This window comes from Halopseudomonas sabulinigri (genome assembly GCF_900105255.1).
Taxonomy (GTDB): Bacteria; Pseudomonadota; Gammaproteobacteria; order Pseudomonadales; family Pseudomonadaceae; genus Halopseudomonas; species Halopseudomonas sabulinigri.
In genome coordinates, this window is the sequence record NZ_LT629763.1 from 3,647,940 (window position 1) to 3,664,357 (window position 16,418).

The 16,418-nt window shown below is 60.8% G+C and carries 13 protein-coding genes and 1 pseudogene; 9 read left to right on the plus strand and 5 right to left on the minus strand.

Going from position 1 to position 16,418, the window contains the following annotated elements; all coding sequences use genetic code 11:
• The first annotated feature begins 118 nt into the window (after positions 1–118).
• The 4 genes from BLU26_RS16690 to BLU26_RS16705 are packed head-to-tail and all read left to right on the plus strand — an operon-like array spanning position 119 to position 5,010.
• Positions 119–1,372: an aspartate aminotransferase family protein gene (locus BLU26_RS16690; RefSeq protein ID WP_092287977.1), complete on the plus strand. Its 1,254-nt coding sequence runs from the start codon at positions 119–121 to the stop codon at positions 1,370–1,372.
• Positions 1,369–2,319 carry a D-2-hydroxyacid dehydrogenase gene (locus BLU26_RS16695; protein ID WP_092287978.1) on the plus strand — a complete coding sequence of 317 codons (951 nt, stop codon included), beginning with the start codon at positions 1,369–1,371 and terminating at the stop codon, positions 2,317–2,319. Before BLU26_RS16690 ends, BLU26_RS16695 begins: the two co-directional genes overlap by 4 nt.
• Before the next feature lie 60 nt (positions 2,320–2,379).
• Positions 2,380–3,789, plus strand: coding sequence for an amidase (locus tag BLU26_RS16700; protein WP_092287979.1), 1,410 nt, complete (start codon positions 2,380–2,382; stop codon positions 3,787–3,789).
• A gap of 15 nt (positions 3,790–3,804) precedes the next feature.
• On the plus strand, positions 3,805–5,010 hold the full coding sequence (locus BLU26_RS16705; protein WP_092287980.1) for a pyridoxal phosphate-dependent aminotransferase: 1,206 nt from the start codon (positions 3,805–3,807) through the stop codon (positions 5,008–5,010).
• Between the two features lie 429 nt (positions 5,011–5,439).
• Here BLU26_RS16705 and BLU26_RS16710 read toward each other — a convergent pair whose 3' ends face one another.
• From BLU26_RS16710 to BLU26_RS18890, 4 genes and pseudogenes are all read right to left on the minus strand, one after another.
• Positions 5,440–6,636, minus strand: coding sequence for a CaiB/BaiF CoA transferase family protein (locus tag BLU26_RS16710; RefSeq protein WP_092287981.1), 1,197 nt, complete (start codon positions 6,634–6,636; stop codon positions 5,440–5,442).
• A gap of 68 nt (positions 6,637–6,704) precedes the next feature.
• Complete coding sequence (locus BLU26_RS16715) at positions 6,705–7,079, minus strand: Rho termination factor N-terminal domain-containing protein (RefSeq protein WP_092287982.1); 375 nt, start codon at positions 7,077–7,079, stop codon at positions 6,705–6,707.
• Between the two features lie 133 nt (positions 7,080–7,212).
• Positions 7,213–7,791 carry a methyl-accepting chemotaxis protein gene (locus BLU26_RS18885; RefSeq protein ID WP_231702082.1) on the minus strand — a complete coding sequence of 193 codons (579 nt, stop codon included), beginning with the start codon at positions 7,789–7,791 and terminating at the stop codon, positions 7,213–7,215.
• Positions 7,792–7,809: 18 nt separating this feature from the next.
• Positions 7,810–8,541: pseudogene (locus tag BLU26_RS18890) on the minus strand (PAS domain-containing protein); the annotation flags it as partial.
• Between the two features lie 189 nt (positions 8,542–8,730).
• On the opposite strand from BLU26_RS18890, the gene BLU26_RS16725 reads away from it, so the two are divergent.
• Positions 8,731–9,645 carry a DUF808 domain-containing protein gene (locus BLU26_RS16725; RefSeq protein WP_092287984.1) on the plus strand — a complete coding sequence of 305 codons (915 nt, stop codon included), beginning with the start codon at positions 8,731–8,733 and terminating at the stop codon, positions 9,643–9,645.
• Here the strand turns inward: BLU26_RS16725 and BLU26_RS16730 are convergent.
• The gene (locus BLU26_RS16730) at positions 9,614–10,966 is read right to left on the minus strand and encodes a diguanylate cyclase domain-containing protein (RefSeq protein WP_092287985.1); all 1,353 of its coding nucleotides are present in this window, start codon (positions 10,964–10,966) and stop codon (positions 9,614–9,616) included. The two genes, BLU26_RS16725 and BLU26_RS16730, sit on opposite strands and share 32 nt — an antisense overlap.
• Positions 10,967–11,117: 151 nt before the next feature.
• On the opposite strand from BLU26_RS16730, the gene BLU26_RS16735 reads away from it, so the two are divergent.
• The 4 genes from BLU26_RS16735 to BLU26_RS16750 all read left to right on the plus strand — a co-directional run bounded on the left by BLU26_RS16735 (position 11,118) and on the right by BLU26_RS16750 (position 16,391).
• Positions 11,118–11,627: an MgtC/SapB family protein gene (locus BLU26_RS16735; protein WP_092287986.1), complete on the plus strand. Its 510-nt coding sequence runs from the start codon at positions 11,118–11,120 to the stop codon at positions 11,625–11,627.
• Between the two features lie 81 nt (positions 11,628–11,708).
• A complete protein-coding gene (locus tag BLU26_RS16740) occupies positions 11,709–12,248 on the plus strand; it encodes a YaeQ family protein (RefSeq protein WP_092287987.1) in 540 nt (179 codons plus the stop codon).
• Positions 12,249–12,254: 6 nt separating this feature from the next.
• A complete protein-coding gene (recJ, locus tag BLU26_RS16745) occupies positions 12,255–13,994 on the plus strand; it encodes a single-stranded-DNA-specific exonuclease RecJ (protein WP_092287988.1) in 1,740 nt (579 codons plus the stop codon).
• 141 nt (positions 13,995–14,135) lie between these two features.
• Positions 14,136–16,391: a putative bifunctional diguanylate cyclase/phosphodiesterase gene (locus tag BLU26_RS16750; RefSeq protein WP_231701969.1), complete on the plus strand. Its 2,256-nt coding sequence runs from the start codon at positions 14,136–14,138 to the stop codon at positions 16,389–16,391.
• Positions 16,392–16,418 lie beyond the last annotated feature (27 nt).

A 16,418-nucleotide genomic window follows, 5' to 3' on the forward strand; every position in this document is an offset into this window, starting at 1 on the left:
GTCCTTCCAGAGTGTCAGGGCTCGCGCATGTGGTTTTGACGAGTAGCGAGCCACTGACCTATCACATTTTTCCGCACGGACGGGCGCGACGCTCGCTGAAAAGGAAAGGAGACAGGTTATGAGTCATTTGTCACCGCTGCTGAAACAGGCCAGCAAGGTATTGGTAGAACGCGGCGAAGGCAGCTGGTTGTTTGATGTCGACGGCAAGCGTTATCTGGACTTCACCTCGGGTATTGGTGTCACCAGTACCGGTCACTGTCACCCCACTGTGGTTGCAGCGGCGCGCGAGCAGGTCGGCAAGATCGTGCATGCGCAGTACACCACCGTTGCCCACCAACCGATGCTGGATCTGTCGGATCAACTCGCCGAGCGCATGCCCGGCCCCATCGACTCCGTGGCCTTTGCCAACTCCGGCTCAGAAGCAGTAGAAACGGCGCTGCGCCTGGCCCGGCATGCGACCAGCCGTGCCAATATCATCGTCTTCGATGGTGGCTTTCATGGCCGCACCATGGCGGCCGCCTCGCTTACCACCTCGGGCACCAAGGTGCGCACCGGCTTTCATCCGATGATGGCCGGGGTGGTGGTGTCGCCGTTCCCGCACGCCTACCGCTATGGCTGGTCGGAAGAACAGGCGACTGACTTTGCCCTGCGCGAACTGGACCATATCTTCAAAACCCAATCTGCCCCCAGCGATACCGCGGCGATGATCATCGAGCCAGTGCAGGGCGAATTTGGCTATTACCCGGCCAACACCGCTTTCATGCAGGGGTTGGCCGAGCGCTGCAAGCAGCACGGCATTCTGCTCATTTGTGACGAGATTCAGGCCGGTTACGGGCGCACCGGCAAGTTCTGGGCGCACGACCATTTTGCCGTGCAGCCCGATGTAGTGATTACCGCCAAGGGCCTGGCCAGCGGTTTCCCGCTCTCGGCCATTGCCGCCTCGGCTGACCTCATGAGCAAGGGTATGCCGGGTTCGCAGGGCGGCACCTACGGCGCCAACGCCGTGGCCTGCGCTGCGGCACTGGCAACGCTCAAGGTGATTGATGACGAGCAATTGGTTGCCAATGCGGCGCGGCAGGGTGAGCGCCTGCTCAGCCAGTTGACCGAGCTGCAGCAGCGTTACAGCTGCATCGACACCCTTCGCGGCAAGGGCCTGATGCTGGGTATGGAGATCGCCGATGACTACCGCACCCCGCGCGCCGACCTCGCCGGTGATCTGAGCGCAGCTGCCGAAGCGCAGGGTCTGTTGCTGCTGCGCTGCGGTACCGATGGCCAGATTGTGCGCTGGCTGCCGCCGCTCACCGTCTCTGCCGAGGAGGTCGACGACGCGGTTGCCCGTTTCGCCAAGGCGCTACAGCAGGTGGCCGCATGACGCGTGTGCTGGTGCTGGTGGCACCTGGCGAGCCACCGCTGCCGGGGTTGGAGCCTCTGCCAGACCGCGTCGAGCTGACCACTGTCAGCGCCGAAACCGAGTTGCGTGAGCAGTTGCCGAACACCGACATTCTGGTGGTGACCGATTTTCGTACCGGTTTGCTGGAACGCTGCTGGCCGGCAAAGCACCGCATCAAGTGGGTCCACGCCACCAGCGCTGGCGTGGATGCATTGCTGTTTCCGGCACTGGCAAACAGCAACGTGTTGCTGACCAACGCCCGCGGCGTATTCGATCTGGGCATTGCCGAGTATGTGCTCGGCGCAGTGCTGCTGTTTGCCAAGGATACCCTCGGCAACCTGCGGCACCAGCGTGCGCACCAATGGCAACACCGCGAGACCGAACTGATCAGGGGCAAGCAGGCGTTGATTATCGGCGCTGGCTCAATCGGCGGTGAGGTTGCGCGCTTGCTTGGCGCTTTGGGGCTGGAGGTGACCGGGGTTGCCCGCAGCGCGCGTGAAGCGCCGAATTTCCAGCAGGTGGTTGCCAACGATGACCTCGACATGTACCTGCCGAGAGCCGATTACGTGGTGATAACCGCGCCGCTGACAGCGGCCACCGAAGGGCTGATCAACCGCCGCAGACTGGCGCTGTTGCAGCCCCACGCGGTGCTGATCAATGTTGGGCGTGGGGCTGTGGTGGTGACCGAGGACCTGGTCGAGGCGCTACAGCAGCAAACCATTGCCGGCGCTGCGCTGGATGTAGTCGAGCCCGAACCCCTGCCGGAGCAGCACGCACTGTGGGAGATGCCCAACGTGATGCTGTCGGCGCACATGTCCGGTGATTTCGTTGGCTGGCGCCGCGCACTGGGCGAGCAGTTCAAGGCCAATCTTGCGCGTTGGCTGGCTGGAGAAGACCTGTTCAATCAGGTTGATAAAGGCAAGGCCTGAGCGCGCAGTAGCAGAAGGCGCTCGGTTTATACGATTTGTTTTCCACCTGAGGAGGCGGATATGTCCCAGGACATTCTTAAGATGACAGCAGTACAACTTCGGGAACAGTTTGCCGACAAGCAGTTGTCCCCGGTTGAAGTCGCCAGTGCGATGCTGGATCAGATTGAAAAGGTGGATAAACAAACCAACGGCTTCTGTCTGGTCGACCGGGAAACTTCTTTGGATTTTGCCCGTGAGTCAGAGCAGCGCTATCAACGTGGTGAGGCCAATGGCCTGCTGGATGGCGTGCCCGTGGCGGTCAAGGATGTATTTCTGACCCCCATGTGGCCCACCATCAAGGGCTCGCACACGGTCGACCCGCAAAGCACAATGGGTAAGTCCGCGCCCTGTACCGCCGCGCTGGCGCGCCACGGTTATGTGCCGATCGGCAAAACCACCACGCCGGAACTGGGCTGGAAAGGCGTGACCGACAACCCGGTAACCGGGGTGACTAATAACCCCTGGAACCCCGATACCACCTCCGGTGGCTCCAGCGGGGGCAGTGGCGTGGCGGTTGCCTTGGGCATGGCGCCCATCGCGCTGGGTACCGATGCCGGTGGTTCAATCCGCATTCCGGCGGCCTTCTGCGGCATTGTTGGCCTCAAGCCATCGTTTGGTGAAGTGCCGCACTGGCCCTCCAGCCCCTTCGGCACTTTGGCTCACGCCGGGCCGATGACCTGGACGGTGGAAGACTGCGCGCTGATGATGAACGTGCTGTGTGAGGCCGACCACCGCGACACCAACGCCGTGCCGCGGCGCAACATCGATTATCTGGCGAAGCTGAAAAACGGCGTGAAAGGCCTGAAGATCGCCTACAGCCCCAACCTGGGTTACGTCGACGTGGATAAGGAAGTAGAGGCGGCGGTAGCGGAGGCAGCGCGGGTATTCGAGTCGCTGGGAGCCGAAGTAGTGCGCGTCGATCCCGGTTTCAGTGATCCGCTGGCTGCGTTCGGCCATCTGTTCTACGGCGGCGCGGCCAATGCCATCCGCGATCTGGGCGCCAAGAAGCGCGCGGTCATGGATCCCGAGTTGGTCAAGGTCGCTGAGAAGGCGTCACGCTTGAGCATGCTCGATTACATGGGCGCGGTGAACGAGTCGATGGCGCTGCGCGAGCGCATGGCCGGCTTTCACCAGAAGTACGATCTGCTGCTCACGCCCACGTTGCCGATCACTGCCTTCAAGACCGGCCGCGAGGTGCCGGAAGACTGGCCCAGCACGCGCTGGCCTACGTGGACGCCCTTCACCTACCCCTTCAACATGACCGGCCAGCCGGGCCTCTCGGTGCCCTGCGGTTTCGACAGCAAGGGCCTGCCAATTGGCTTGCAGCTGGTTGGCGCGCGCTTCAACGATGCCCTGGTGTTACAGGCCGGTTATGCCTACCAGCAGGCCGCTCCTTTGACCGACCGTCGTCCACAGCTGTTTGGCGCCTGAGCAGGGGAGATTGTTATGGCACTTGGCACAAGCGATGTTGATCTGTACGAATCCGAGGACCCGATCTGGAACCCGGCGCTGCTGACCATCCCGATCCCCGGTATCCGCAAGATGGTCAACCTGGCCTCCAGCCTGGAGGATGTAATTCATCTGTCGATCGGGCAGCCTGACCTGCCGGCCCCGAAGAATGTGGTGGATGCGGCGGTAGAGGCGCTGCAGGCAGGGCAAACCGGTTACACCATGGATGCCGGGCTGCCGGAGCTGCTGGAATCGCTGGCGACCTATTACGGTGATCGTTATCAGCGCACTTTGACGGCGGATAATATTCTGATTACCACCGGCGCGACCGAGGCGATTTATTTGGCGCTCACCGCCGTGGCGGCGCCAGGCCGGCACTTCATCGTACCGGACCCGGCGTTCATGCTGTATGCGCCGCTGATTCGCATGAACGGCGGCGAGGTGACCGAGATTGCGACGCGGGCGGAAAATAACCACCAGCTCGACCCGCAGGAAGTGATAGACGCGATCGAGCCGCACACCCACGCCATCGTCCTCAACTCACCCAGTAACCCGACCGGGACGTTGTATCCCAAGGAAACCCTGGAGGCGATTCTGGAGGAGGCGGCCTATCGCGGCATTCACGTGATCAGCGATGAGGTCTACGACCACCTGATCTACGACGGTAAGGAATATCCTTCGGTGCTGTCGTGCTGCAGCGATCTGGATCACGTGATGGTAGTCAGTAGCTTCTCCAAGACCTACAGCATGGCGGGCATGCGCATCGGTTGGCTGATCGCCAGTCAGGCGGCGATCAAGAAGCTGCGGCGTTATCACATGTTCACCACCACGGTAGCCAATACCCCGTTTCAGTGGGCCGGGGTCGCTGCGCTGCGGGGCGGTACCGAGTTTACCGATCATATGCTGGCCGAATACACGCGGCGCCGCGATCGCCTGGTGGAGCTGGTAGAGCAGACGCCGCACCTCACCGGGTATAAGCCCGAAGGCGCCTTCTACCTGTTCCCGTCGCTACCCGAAGGCGTCAATGGTACCAATGTGGCGCTGCGTCTGCTGAAGGAGACCGGGGTGTGCACCATACCCGGCGAGACCTTCGGCAATAGCTGTAACAATGCGCTGCGCCTGAGTTATTCAACGTCGCTGGCGAATATCGAGGAGGCGTTCGAACGCATTATTCCGTGGATGGCTAAGCAGGACTTTGGCTAATGGTGTCGGTATTTATATTCGATTTGTGAGCTGGTTAACAAAAGGGCGGATGCAAACCAATCTTTTGCTCTGATGGGTGTCTTTCAAGATAGGCCGCTGTGGTTAACGCCATGGCGGTTCTATACACCCAAAGGAGAAAACCTGATGAATAGGATTATTTATATCGTTGGTGCCGTTGTGATCGTGTTGGCTATCCTGTCATTTCTCGGCTTTCGTTAGTACCTCGTCCCGCCGGGTATTAACTATCCCGGGATAGATGGAACAAGCGGTTCGTCGTGCTTTGTCGGCGTGACCGCTTTGCCAATCAAAAATTTGCCCAATGGCAGTGGTATCTACGCCCTCCTCGCTGCCCCCCCGGTTCAACGTTTAACCTGCGATTGCCAAAATATCTAGCTTGCAGCTTGCAGCTTGCAGCTTGCAGCTGGAGCCTCATATCACCCCTTCTTTGCGCAAACGCTGCACATCCTCACGGCTATAACCCAGCTGCTTCAGCAGCGCGTCGGTATGCTCGCCCAACGCCGGGCCAGTCCACTGCACGCTGCCAGGCGTCGCGGTCAGCTTGGGGATGATGCCCGGCATCTTGAACGCCTTGCCGTCAGGCAGGGTGGCGTTTAGAAACATCTCGCGGGCCAGATACTGCGGGTCGGCGAACATATCGGCGGCCGAGTAGATCTTGCTGGCCGGTACCTCGGCGCGATTCAGTATCTCCAGCACCTCGGCCTGGGTGCGCCGTGCGGCCCAGCTGTCGATCAAGGCGTAGAGTTCGTCGCGCCGCGCATCGCGTCCGGCGTTATCCGCCAGGCTGGGGTCCTCGGCCAGGTCATCGCGGCCCATGGCGCGCATGCAGCGCTGAAAGATGGCGTCGCCGTTAGCGCCAATCTGTACGGCCTTGCCGTCGTTACAGGTGTGAATAGAGGAGGGCGTGATGCCCGGCATGATGTTGCCACTGCGCTCACGCACAAACCCCATCACGTCAAACTCGGGCACCATGCTCTCCATCATGGCGAAAACGGCTTCGTACAGTGCAACATCCACCACTTGTCCCTTGCCCTGATTGACTTCGCGGTGACGCAGCGCCATGAGGGCGCCTATCACACCCCAAAGCGCAGCAATGGAATCGCCGATGGATATGCCGGTACGGACCGGTGGGCGGTCAGTAAAACCGGTGATGTATCGCAGGCCGCCGACCGATTCGCCCACGGCGCCAAAGCCGGGCTGATCCTTATAGGGGCCGGTCTGACCAAAGCCGGACAGCCGCACCATGACCAGACCCGGATTCAACGCGTGTAGCACGTCCCAGCCCAGGCCGAGCTTTTCCAGAGTGCCAGGGCGAAAGTTCTCGATCAGGATGTCGGCATCGCGCAGCAGTTGCTTGAGTATCGCCAGGCCTTCGGGCGCTTTCAGGTTAAGCGTCAGCGACTGCTTGTTGCGCGCCTGAACAAACCACCACAATGAGGTGCCTTCATACAGCTTGCGCCATTTGCGCAGCGGATCGCCGCCGTTGGGGGACTCAACCTTGATGACTTCCGCACCGAACTCGGCGCAGATGCGCGCGGCAAAGGGGCCGGCGATCAGAGTGCCCAGCTCAACGACCTTGAGTCCAGCCAGTGGTTTGGCGGCGTCCATGCAATCTCCTGTTCATTAGCGTGCGGGCTGAACAGTGTAGGTGATTGCAGGCAGCGGGAAAATCCGCTTCAGGCCGCTTTCTGCAGGGCTTTTACCAGCTCGGCCTTGCGCATGCTGGAACGACCGGAAATAGCCTTGGCGCGTGCCATGCGCCGCAGCTCGGCGACGGTTTCTTCCTGCAGTGACTGCTTGCGCGGCACACCACGCCGGCTGGCGGCAGCGCGGCGGGCGGAGCCTTCGCGCGACTGCTGCTTTGCCTTTGCGCTTTTTTGCTTGCCGGAACCGCCGCTGCGGTTGCCGCCGCCAGACTGCTTGTTGACGGTAGCCCAGGCGCGGGCCTCGGCCTCATGTTCCGGAACGCCAGCCTCACGGTAGCTGTCTTCAATGTGTTCGGCCTTGCGTTTCTGCTTGTCGGTGTACTTGTCTTTGCTGCCTCGGCTCATGGGGGCCTCCACTCGTTACTCGTTCGGGACCGCGGATTTGCCAGTCCGAAGTGTCAACACGTTGGATGCCGCGTGACCAGAGGGGTTCCGCACTTTCTATCGCTGGCACAGGCGGGCTGGGTGCGTCAGGGTCTCAATCCTGAATGGCGTCGGCGAACTGGCCGATGGCATCGACTACGCGCTGGGCCTCGTCGCGAATATCGAGCATGACTTCACCAGCCTTGTTGGCAGACGCGACGCCTTGTTCAGCCTTTTCCTGGCTGCCACTCATGCCGTTGACCGCTTGCTGGGCCAGGTCCATGTTCTGCTGCACCACATCATTGATTTCTACCGTCGCCTGGCTGGTGCGGGCGGCCAAATTGCGCACCTCGTCCGCCACTACGGCGAAGCCGCGGCCCTGCTCGCCGGCGCGAGCGGCCTCGATGGCGGCGTTCAATGCCAGCAGGTTGGTCTGCTCTGCGATGCCACGAATGACCTGCACGATGCTATTGATGCGCTCGGATTGAGTGCTGAGTGCGCTGATGTGCGTGGCTACCGAGTCGAGATCGCTGGCAATGCCACGGACCACCTCGACCGTCTGCTCGACCGCGCCGGCGCCCTTGCGCGCGCTCTCGTCGGTTTCGGCGGCGATTTCAAACGCCAGCTTGGCCGCGGCCGATTCGGCAAGCCGGCTTTCTACCTGGGCAGTGATGTCGCTGGCGAACTTGACCACGCCGTAGAGTTTGCCGGTCGCGTCGTAGAGGGGGTTGTAGGTGGCGCGTAACCAGACTTCCTGTCCATCCTTGCTGATGCGTTTGAAGCGATCGGAAATGAACTCGCCGCTATTCAGACGTTGCCAGAAGCGTCGATAGGCCTCGCTGCCGGCCTCAACCGGATCGCAGAACAGGCGGTGGTGCTTGCCGCGAATCTCTTCCAGACGGTAACCCATGGTGTGCAAAAAATTGCCGTTGGCGGTGACGATTTCACCGTCGGCGTTGAACTCGATGACCGCCATGGAGCGATCAATCGCGTTGAGCAAGCTTTGGTGTTCCTGCTCGGCCTCAACCTGCTTGGTTATGTCGGTGGCCAGTTTGATCACCCGAACCACCTGTCCGTCAACATCCTTTACCGGCAGATAACTGGCTTCAAGCCAGACGTGTCTGCCGCCTTTGGCCAGCCGCATGAAACGGTCGCTGAAACTGTCGCCGTTGGCCAGCCGCTGCCAGAAACGACTGTATTCGGCGCTGGCCAGTAGATCGGGTGGGCAGAACAGGCGGTGGTGCTGGCCGCGTATTTCGTCCAGTTGATAGCCCATGCAGCTGAGGAAAGATGGGTTGGCGTCGAGCACCTCGCCGGTGGGAGTGAACTCGATCATTGCAAGGTTCTGCCGGATCGCGGCGAGGATCTGCTCATGCATGTGCAGCGCCGATTTGCATTCATCCAGTTCGTGACGCAGACCTGATCCGAACATACGTGACCTCATACGCAGCTTGTTGGAATAACGAGCGCAATCCTGTGCTCTTAAGGAGTAGATCGGCGTTACAGATTGTTTCTTGAGTGAACAATTGCTCAGTTTAGCAGGGCGCGGCGGATGCGCGCGGCGCGCAAACTGCGCATACTGTCGGGCGAACCGGCTTGACCGACTTTGCCCATGTGAACAAGGAGTGCCCCCGTGGCTACCAGTCTGCTCGTACTGATTGACGATATTGCGTCGCTACTGGATGACGTGTCGCTGATGACCAAAGTAGCGGCTAAAAAAACCGCCGGTGTGCTCGGTGATGACCTGGCCCTGAATGCCCAGCAGGTCACTGGGGTCAAGGCCGACCGTGAGTTGCCGGTAGTCTGGGCGGTGGCCAAGGGCTCGTTTCGCAACAAGCTGATTCTGGTGCCAGCGGCCTTGCTGATCAGCGCGGTGGCGCCCTGGCTGATTACCCCTATTCTCATGTTGGGCGGCGCCTTCCTCTGCTACGAAGGCGCCGAGAAGCTGGCCCACAAGTTTCTGCATGACACCAAGGCTGAGCATGCGCAAACGGTGCAGAACCTGTCGCACGAGCCCAAGGATGTGGTGGCCAGAGAAAAGGCCAAGATTGCCGGCGCCGTGCGCACCGACCTCATACTCTCTGCTGAAATTATTGCCATCACGCTGGGCACCGTGGCGCAAGCCGAGTTCATGCAGCAGGTCATCGTGGTGTCGGGCATTGCGCTGGTGATGACGGCAGGAGTGTATGGGCTGGTCGCGGGTATCGTCAAACTGGACGATGCCGGGCTGGCGCTGGCGCAGAAAAGCAGCGCCGCGGCGCAGAAATTGGGCGCCGGGATTCTCTGGTTCGCACCCTGGCTGATGCGCACGCTCTCGGTTGTGGGAACGGCGGCCATGTTCATGGTCGGCGGTGGCATTCTGACCCACGGCGTGGGTGTGGTACATCATTGGATTGAGCACAGTGCGGCCTCGGCCACCGAACTGCCCTTTGTCGGGACTGTGCTGGGCGGCTTGTTGCCGACCCTGTTGAACGCCGGGATCGGCATTGTCGCCGGGGCGGTGATTCTGGGCGTGATTACTCTGATTGGCCGCCTGCGGCGCGGCTGACCTCGGGCGTGGGGGCATGGGCGTGGGTGGTCAGGTCGCTAGCCAGGCGGTACTGGTTGTTGCCACTGCGCTTGGCAGCGTACATGGCCAGATCGGCCGCATGAATCAGTTTGTCCAGGGTCAGCGCGTGATCCGGGAACACCGCAACGCCCAGACTGGCGCCGATGCGGTGCTGTCTGCCGTCGAGTAATACGGGTGTGGCCAGCTCGGTAAACAGTTTTTCGCAGATGGCATGGGCTTCGTCATTGAGGCGATGCTGCTGCGACAGGCCCTCCATCAGCACCACAAACTCGTCGCCGCCCAGGCGTGCCACCATATCACTGGTGCGCAGTGCATTGCGCAGGCGCTCGGCAACGGCAACCAGCACCTGATCGCCGGTAGCATGGCCATGCTGGTCATTGATGTACTTGAAGTTGTTCAGGTCGATGAAGACCAAGGCGACGCGGCTGTCTTGCCGGCGCGCCAAGGTGAGGGCCTGCTGCAATTGCTGCTCCAGCACCACACGGTTGGGCAGGCCGGTCAGGGCATCGTGATGCGCCAGTTGTTCCAGGGCGCGGGTTGAGCGTTTGTCTTCGGTGATATCGCGCACCACGCCCATCATCTTGAACGGCTGGCCCTGCGCGTTGCTGATGACGTTGCCGGTCTCGCGCAGCCAGTGCACGCTGCCATCGGGCCAGACCACGCGGTATTCCTCGTCATGGTTTTGCCCGGTTTCGATGCAGCGTCGCTCGCCTTCACGCACCCGCTCCTGATCGTCCGGGTGCACGCTGTCACAAAACAGCTGATAGCTCGGAGTGATCTCGCCGGGCTGGTAGCCGAACATACCGTAGATGGCTTCCGACCAGTACAGCCGATCGGTGCCGATGTCCCAATCCCAAGTGCCGATCTGGGCAAAGTACTGGCTGCGCTTGAGCCGCTCCATCGCTTCATTGCTGGATTGGTGCGCCGGGTCAGGGTGAATGAGCACTACAGCGGTGCGCCGGGCAACGTCCGGCAGGCGTGTTATGTCTACCTGCTGGCGCTCGCCCTTGGCGTTCTGCGCCAAGGTTTCCTGACGCTGCAGTGGCTCAGGCATGGCGTTCAGCATTGGCAGCCAGCGGCTGAGTGGGCTGCCGGTCAGCTGTTTGCGCGGGCAGTTCAGCAGTTTGGCTGCCGCTGGGTTATGCCAGATGATGTTGCGCTTCGCATCGAGCATCAACATGCCATTGGGGGACATGTCGAGTAGCGTGCGGTAGCGCTTGAGCTGCCGTCGGGCGTGCAGCAGCCAACCCGCCGATACGAGGGCGGCCAGTATAGCGGCGGCAATCAAAAACAGATCCATTGGGAGGCATCGTTTCACTGTGCTTTACCGCAGTATACCCATGAACCGGGGCATTGCGACCGAATACTGGCGATCTGGAATCGTGCGTATGGCAGGTGAACCATGAATGCTAAGGTGACTCTGATTAGCAAAGTGCAATGGCAACAGTGAGATGAACATGTCCTGGACCCAGGAAACGCTGAATGTGATTGGCAGTACGCTGCTGGATGAGTTCTCCGACCTATCGGATATCGAGCAGGGTACGCGCATAACCTTGCGCCTGGTACTTGCCGTGCTGCTGGGTGGCCTGCTTGGCCTGGAGCGCGAGCAGCAGGGTAAGGAGGCGGGTGTGCGCACTCACATGCTGGTCTCGCTTGGCGCTGCGCTGTTTGTGCTGGTACCGGACATCGCCGGTGCCATGGACGATGCCATGAGCCGCGTAATACAGGGGGTGGTCGCCGGGGTCGGCTTTCTCGGTGCGGGCACTATTCTGAAGCGCAACGCCAACGATGAGGTCAAGGGGCTGACTACCGCCGCGGGTATCTGGCTCACTGCCGCGATCGGCGTCACTATCGGCCTGGGCCATGAGTCGACCGCATTACTGGCTGCGGGCATGGCATTCATCATTCTTCATCTGGTGCCTTTGTTGATTAAACGCATGCCGGCCTCGGGTGATGAGTAGCTGATTTCTGTCGGATCTGGCGCGGGCTGAGGGGGCAGTTGGGTTACACTGCAGCCCTATTCGAATCAGGATGCTTACCCCATGGCGTTGCAGGCTACACCCTATAAAGTCCAGCTGAACATCACCGACACCGATCTGGGTGTGTACGAAAATGTGCGCATGACGGTAGCGCGGCATCCGTCGGAAACCGAGCAACGGCTGGCGGCGCGGATTCTGGCTTATGCGATCTGGTATCAGGAGCGACTGGCTTTCGGTCGCGGCCTGTCGGATGTGGATGAGGCCGCGTTGTGGCACAAGAGCCTCGACGACCGTATCGAGCACTGGATCGAAGTCGGTCAGCCAGACTCGGATCGTCTGATCTGGTGTTCTCGTCGCGCTGAGAAGGTCTCGCTGCTGGCCTACGGCAACACCAAGGTGTGGGTTACCAAGCAGCTGCCAGCGGTAGCTGGGCTGAAGAACCTGCACATTGCCGCGCTGCCGGTCGAAGAGCTGGACGCGCTAGCCGACAACATGGGCCGCACCATTGATTGGGGGGTGATGATCAGTGATGGCGTGCTTTACGTCAGTGATGGCGAGGCGCAGCACGAGCTGGCGCTTGAGTGGCTGCAGGGCGAGCGTTGAGGTTTTATGCTGATCGAGTCGCGTCAAACACCTGAGCAACTGCCCGATCTGGGTGATATTTCCCCGCTGTTGACCCGCCTTTACGCCGCCCGTGGCGTGCAAAGCAGCGCCGAGCTGGATCGCGGGCTGCGCGCGCTCCTGCCCTACCAGCAACTGGCTGGCATTGACGCCGCGGTTGCCGTGCTCTGCGCGGCGCTGGAGCAGCAGCAGTCGATCCTGATAGTCGGTGATTTTGATGCCGATGGTGCCACTGCCAGTAGTGTGGCAGTACTGGCGCTGCGCATGCTGGGCGCGGCGCAGGTTGATTATCTGGTGCCCAATCGTTTCGAGTACGGCTATGGCCTCACGCCGGAAATTGTCGCGGTTGCGTTGCAGCGCCAGCCGGATCTGCTGGTGACCGTGGATAACGGCATTTCCAGCATCGAAGGTGTAGCGGCCGCTAAGGCAGCGGGTTTGCGCGTGCTGGTGACCGATCACCATCTGCCTGGCGAACAGCTGCCGCAGGCCGATGCAATCGTCAATCCGAGCCAGCCCGGCTGCGCTTTTCCAAGCAAGGCGATGGCCGGCGTCGGGGTTATTTTCTATGTGATGCTGGCGCTGCGCGCGGCGTTGCGTGAGCGTGGCTGGTTTGCCGGCCGGGGTGAGCCGAGTCTGGCCGAACCGAATCTGGCTGAGCTGCTCGATCTGGTCGCGCTCGGCACTGTGGCTGATGTAGTGCCGCTGGATGCCAATAATCGAATTCTGGTGCATCAGGGGCTGGCCCGCATTCGTGCCGGGCGCTGCCGGCCGGGTATCCGAGCCTTGCTTGAGGTCGCCGGGCGCGCTGCGGATAAACTGGTTTCCAGCGATCTTGGTTTCATTGTCGGCCCGCGTTTGAATGCGGCCGGACGGCTGGATGATATGAGCCTGGGCATTGAGTGCCTGCTGACAGAGGACGAGGGGCTGGCGCTGGATATGGCGCGCGAGCTAGACGGCCTCAATCGGGATCGCAAGAGCATCGAGCGCGACATGCAGCAGCAGGCGCTGAAAACGCTCGATGCCATGCAGCTGGATGAGGCTGATCTGCCCTTTGGGTTGTGCCTGTTTGACGCTGAGTGGCACCAGGGGGTTATTGGTATTCTGGCTTCGCGGCTGAAGGATCGTTTTCACCGCCCGGTCATCGCGTTCGCCGATGCGGGCGGCGGCCAGATCAAGGGTTCTGCGCGCTCGGTCGCCGGTCTGCATATTCGCGATGCGTTGGATGCGGTTGCTGCGCAGCATCCCCAGCTCATCAGCAAGTTTGGCGGTCACGCGATGGCGGCCGGTCTGTCGCTGGCGGTGGAGCATTTCGATGCTTTTCGCCAAGCCTTTGATGCCGAGGTGCGACGCCAGCTGAGTGCGGCCGACCTGACCGGGCGCTTGCTGTCTGACGGCGATTTGCAGAGCCATGAGCTTTGCATGCAGACCGCAGGGCAACTGCGGGAGGCTGGACCCTGGGGCCAGCATTTCCCGGAGCCGCTGTTTCACGGCGACTTCAAGCTGGTGCAGCAGCGTCTTGTCGGTGAGCGGCATCTCAAAATGCTATTACAGTTGCCGGCTGGCAACGAACTGTACGATGCTATCGCCTTCAATATAGATCCGCAGTGCTGGCCGAACCCGCAGGCTACCCTGGTTCGCGTGGCTTATACCCTGGATATCAATGAGTTCCGCGGGCGCCAGAGCTTGCAACTGATGGTGCGTCACGTGGAAGCTTTACCTCTAGGCTGAATGGGTACGTTTCTCAATAGGGGGATTGACGGCCTGACCGCTTTCCGCTTTTATGACGGTACAAAAACGCCAAGTGCGTCACAGTTTGGTACCTAAACAGACTGTGGCTCATGAATAAACGCATGCTCAAGGAAGTCGCGGGTGCCGGACCTTAAACAACAACTGGTTACGATGCAGCGCAGTCTTGGGCTGGGCCCCGACGATATTCGTCAGCGCCTGCGAATGCTGCTGATAACCGAGGCAGGTTTGCCAGCGCTACACGCCAATCTGCAGCAGCTGGATGCCCTGCATTGCGACTGTATTCAGGCACTGTTTTCTCACCTTGATGGTTTCGAGCAACCTGCGCAGCTACTCCGCGACCCGCAGCGTCTGCAGTACCTCAAAGCCCAGCAGCAACGCTATTTCAGCCAGCTGCTGCGCGGCCCCTACGATCTGCAATATGCCCGTCTGCGACTATTGGTTGGCCTGACCCATCAGCGCCATGGCCTGGATCTGAAGTGGTATCTCGGCGCCTTCCACTTTTACCTCGACTATATGCACTTGGCCATCCGCCGCACCTGGGCTGAACAGCCAGAACTGGCCGAGCAGCTGTACGCCAGCTTGCTGAAGGCGGCGTTTTTTGACATCGCACTGACCGTAGACAGCTACGCCAGTGCCGATAAGATGGCGCTGCAGGCCAGCCAGGATCGCTACTCCAGGGCGTTGCACGGGGCCAATGACGGGATCTGGGAATGGCATGTTGATGAGGATCGTCTGCATCTCTCCGAACGCTGGCTGGCGATGCTGGGGCTCGATAGCCAGCGTGCTCCAGTGACGCTTGAGCAATGGGCCATGCTCATGCCGGAGGCGCAGCGGCTGACCTTTCGAGCTGCGGTCCAGGCCCATTTGGAGGGGCGTCAGGCCTTTCTGCACCTGGAGTGTCAGCTACGTGACAGCTGGGGGCAACTGGTCTGGGTACTGATACGCGGGGTGGTGAGTACCGATCTGTATGGTCAGCGGTTGCTGGCGGGTTCGCAGACAGATATCGGTCAGCGCAAGCAGGCCGAGCAGGAGCTGGCGCATGCCACGCTGCACGACAGTCTCACCGGTCTGCCCAACCGGCAAAGTGCCGGCCAGCTGATTGCTCAGGCCTTGCAGCGTCAGGTCAAGCCGGGTGCACGGCACGCCGCTGTACTCTTTATTGATCTGGACCGTTTCAAGTTGATCAATGACAGCCTGGGCCACCAGACGGGTGATCAGGTGCTCATTCAGGTCGCCAAGCGTATTGAGCGTTGCCTGCGTCCTGGTGACCATCTGTGCCGGTTTGGCGGTGATGAATTTGTGGTGCTGCTGGATGACATGGCCTTGGCACATGATGCTGAGCTGGTCGCCAAGCGCATCATGCACGCGTTGCATTATCCGATTATTGCCGGCTCACGCCGCCTCAGTGTCAGCGTCAGCATCGGCGTGGCGCCGCTCAAGGGTGAGGGCGAGCAGCAGGATGCGCTACGTGAAGCCGATCTTGCTCTGTATCGGGCCAAGGCCTTTGGAAAAGCGCAGCTGGCGCTCTACAACGACAGCCTGCAGGAAGAGGTGCATCAGCGCCTGAACCTGGAGAATGCATTGAGTGAGGCGCTGGCCCGCAAGCAGTTTGAGCTTTATTACCAGCCGATTGTGCAGGTGTCTGCCGGTCGCTCCCATGTGGTGGGCGTCGAAGCCCTGCTGCGCTGGTGGCAGGGTGAGCGCCTGGTGCCGCCGGATGAGTTTATCCCGGCGCTGGAAGAAACCGGCGAGATTGTCGAGGTTGGTGATTGGGTGCTGCAGCAGGCTTGCGCTCAGGTTCAGCAGTGGCAACAGGATGGGCTGGCCGGGTTGCGGTGTTCGGTGAACCTGTCCAGTCGTCAACTGCAGGAAGACGGGTTTGCCCAGCGCGTCGCGACCATCCTGAAGGAAACGGGTTTGCCGGCTGCTAGCCTGGTGCTGGAAATTACCGAGAGCCTGCTGATGCGTGATGTCCCTGATACCCTGGCCACCCTGCGTGAGCTGGAAAGCATGGGCGTGCGCATTGCGCTGGATGATTTCGGCACCGGCTTCTCGTCGCTGGGTTACCTGCATCGTTATCCGCTGCACATCATCAAGGTGGATAAAAGCTTCATCACCAAGGCGCCGGATGACGACCGTCTGAAGGCGATCAGTCGGGCCATCATCGGTCTGGGTCGTGGTCTGGAAATGGACGTTATCGCCGAGGGTATTGAAACCCCCGAGCAGATGGACTTTCTGCATACCGAGGGCTGCAACTTCGTGCAGGGATACTGGTTCAGTCGTCCGCAGTCGGCCAGCATGATTCACCCCATCCTGGTAAAACTCTCAGCAGTGGCCTACGACGCCTCGCCGGCTGAAGAAGTGCTGCTTGGCTGAACGCTGCTATAGTCAGTAGTCATTGAT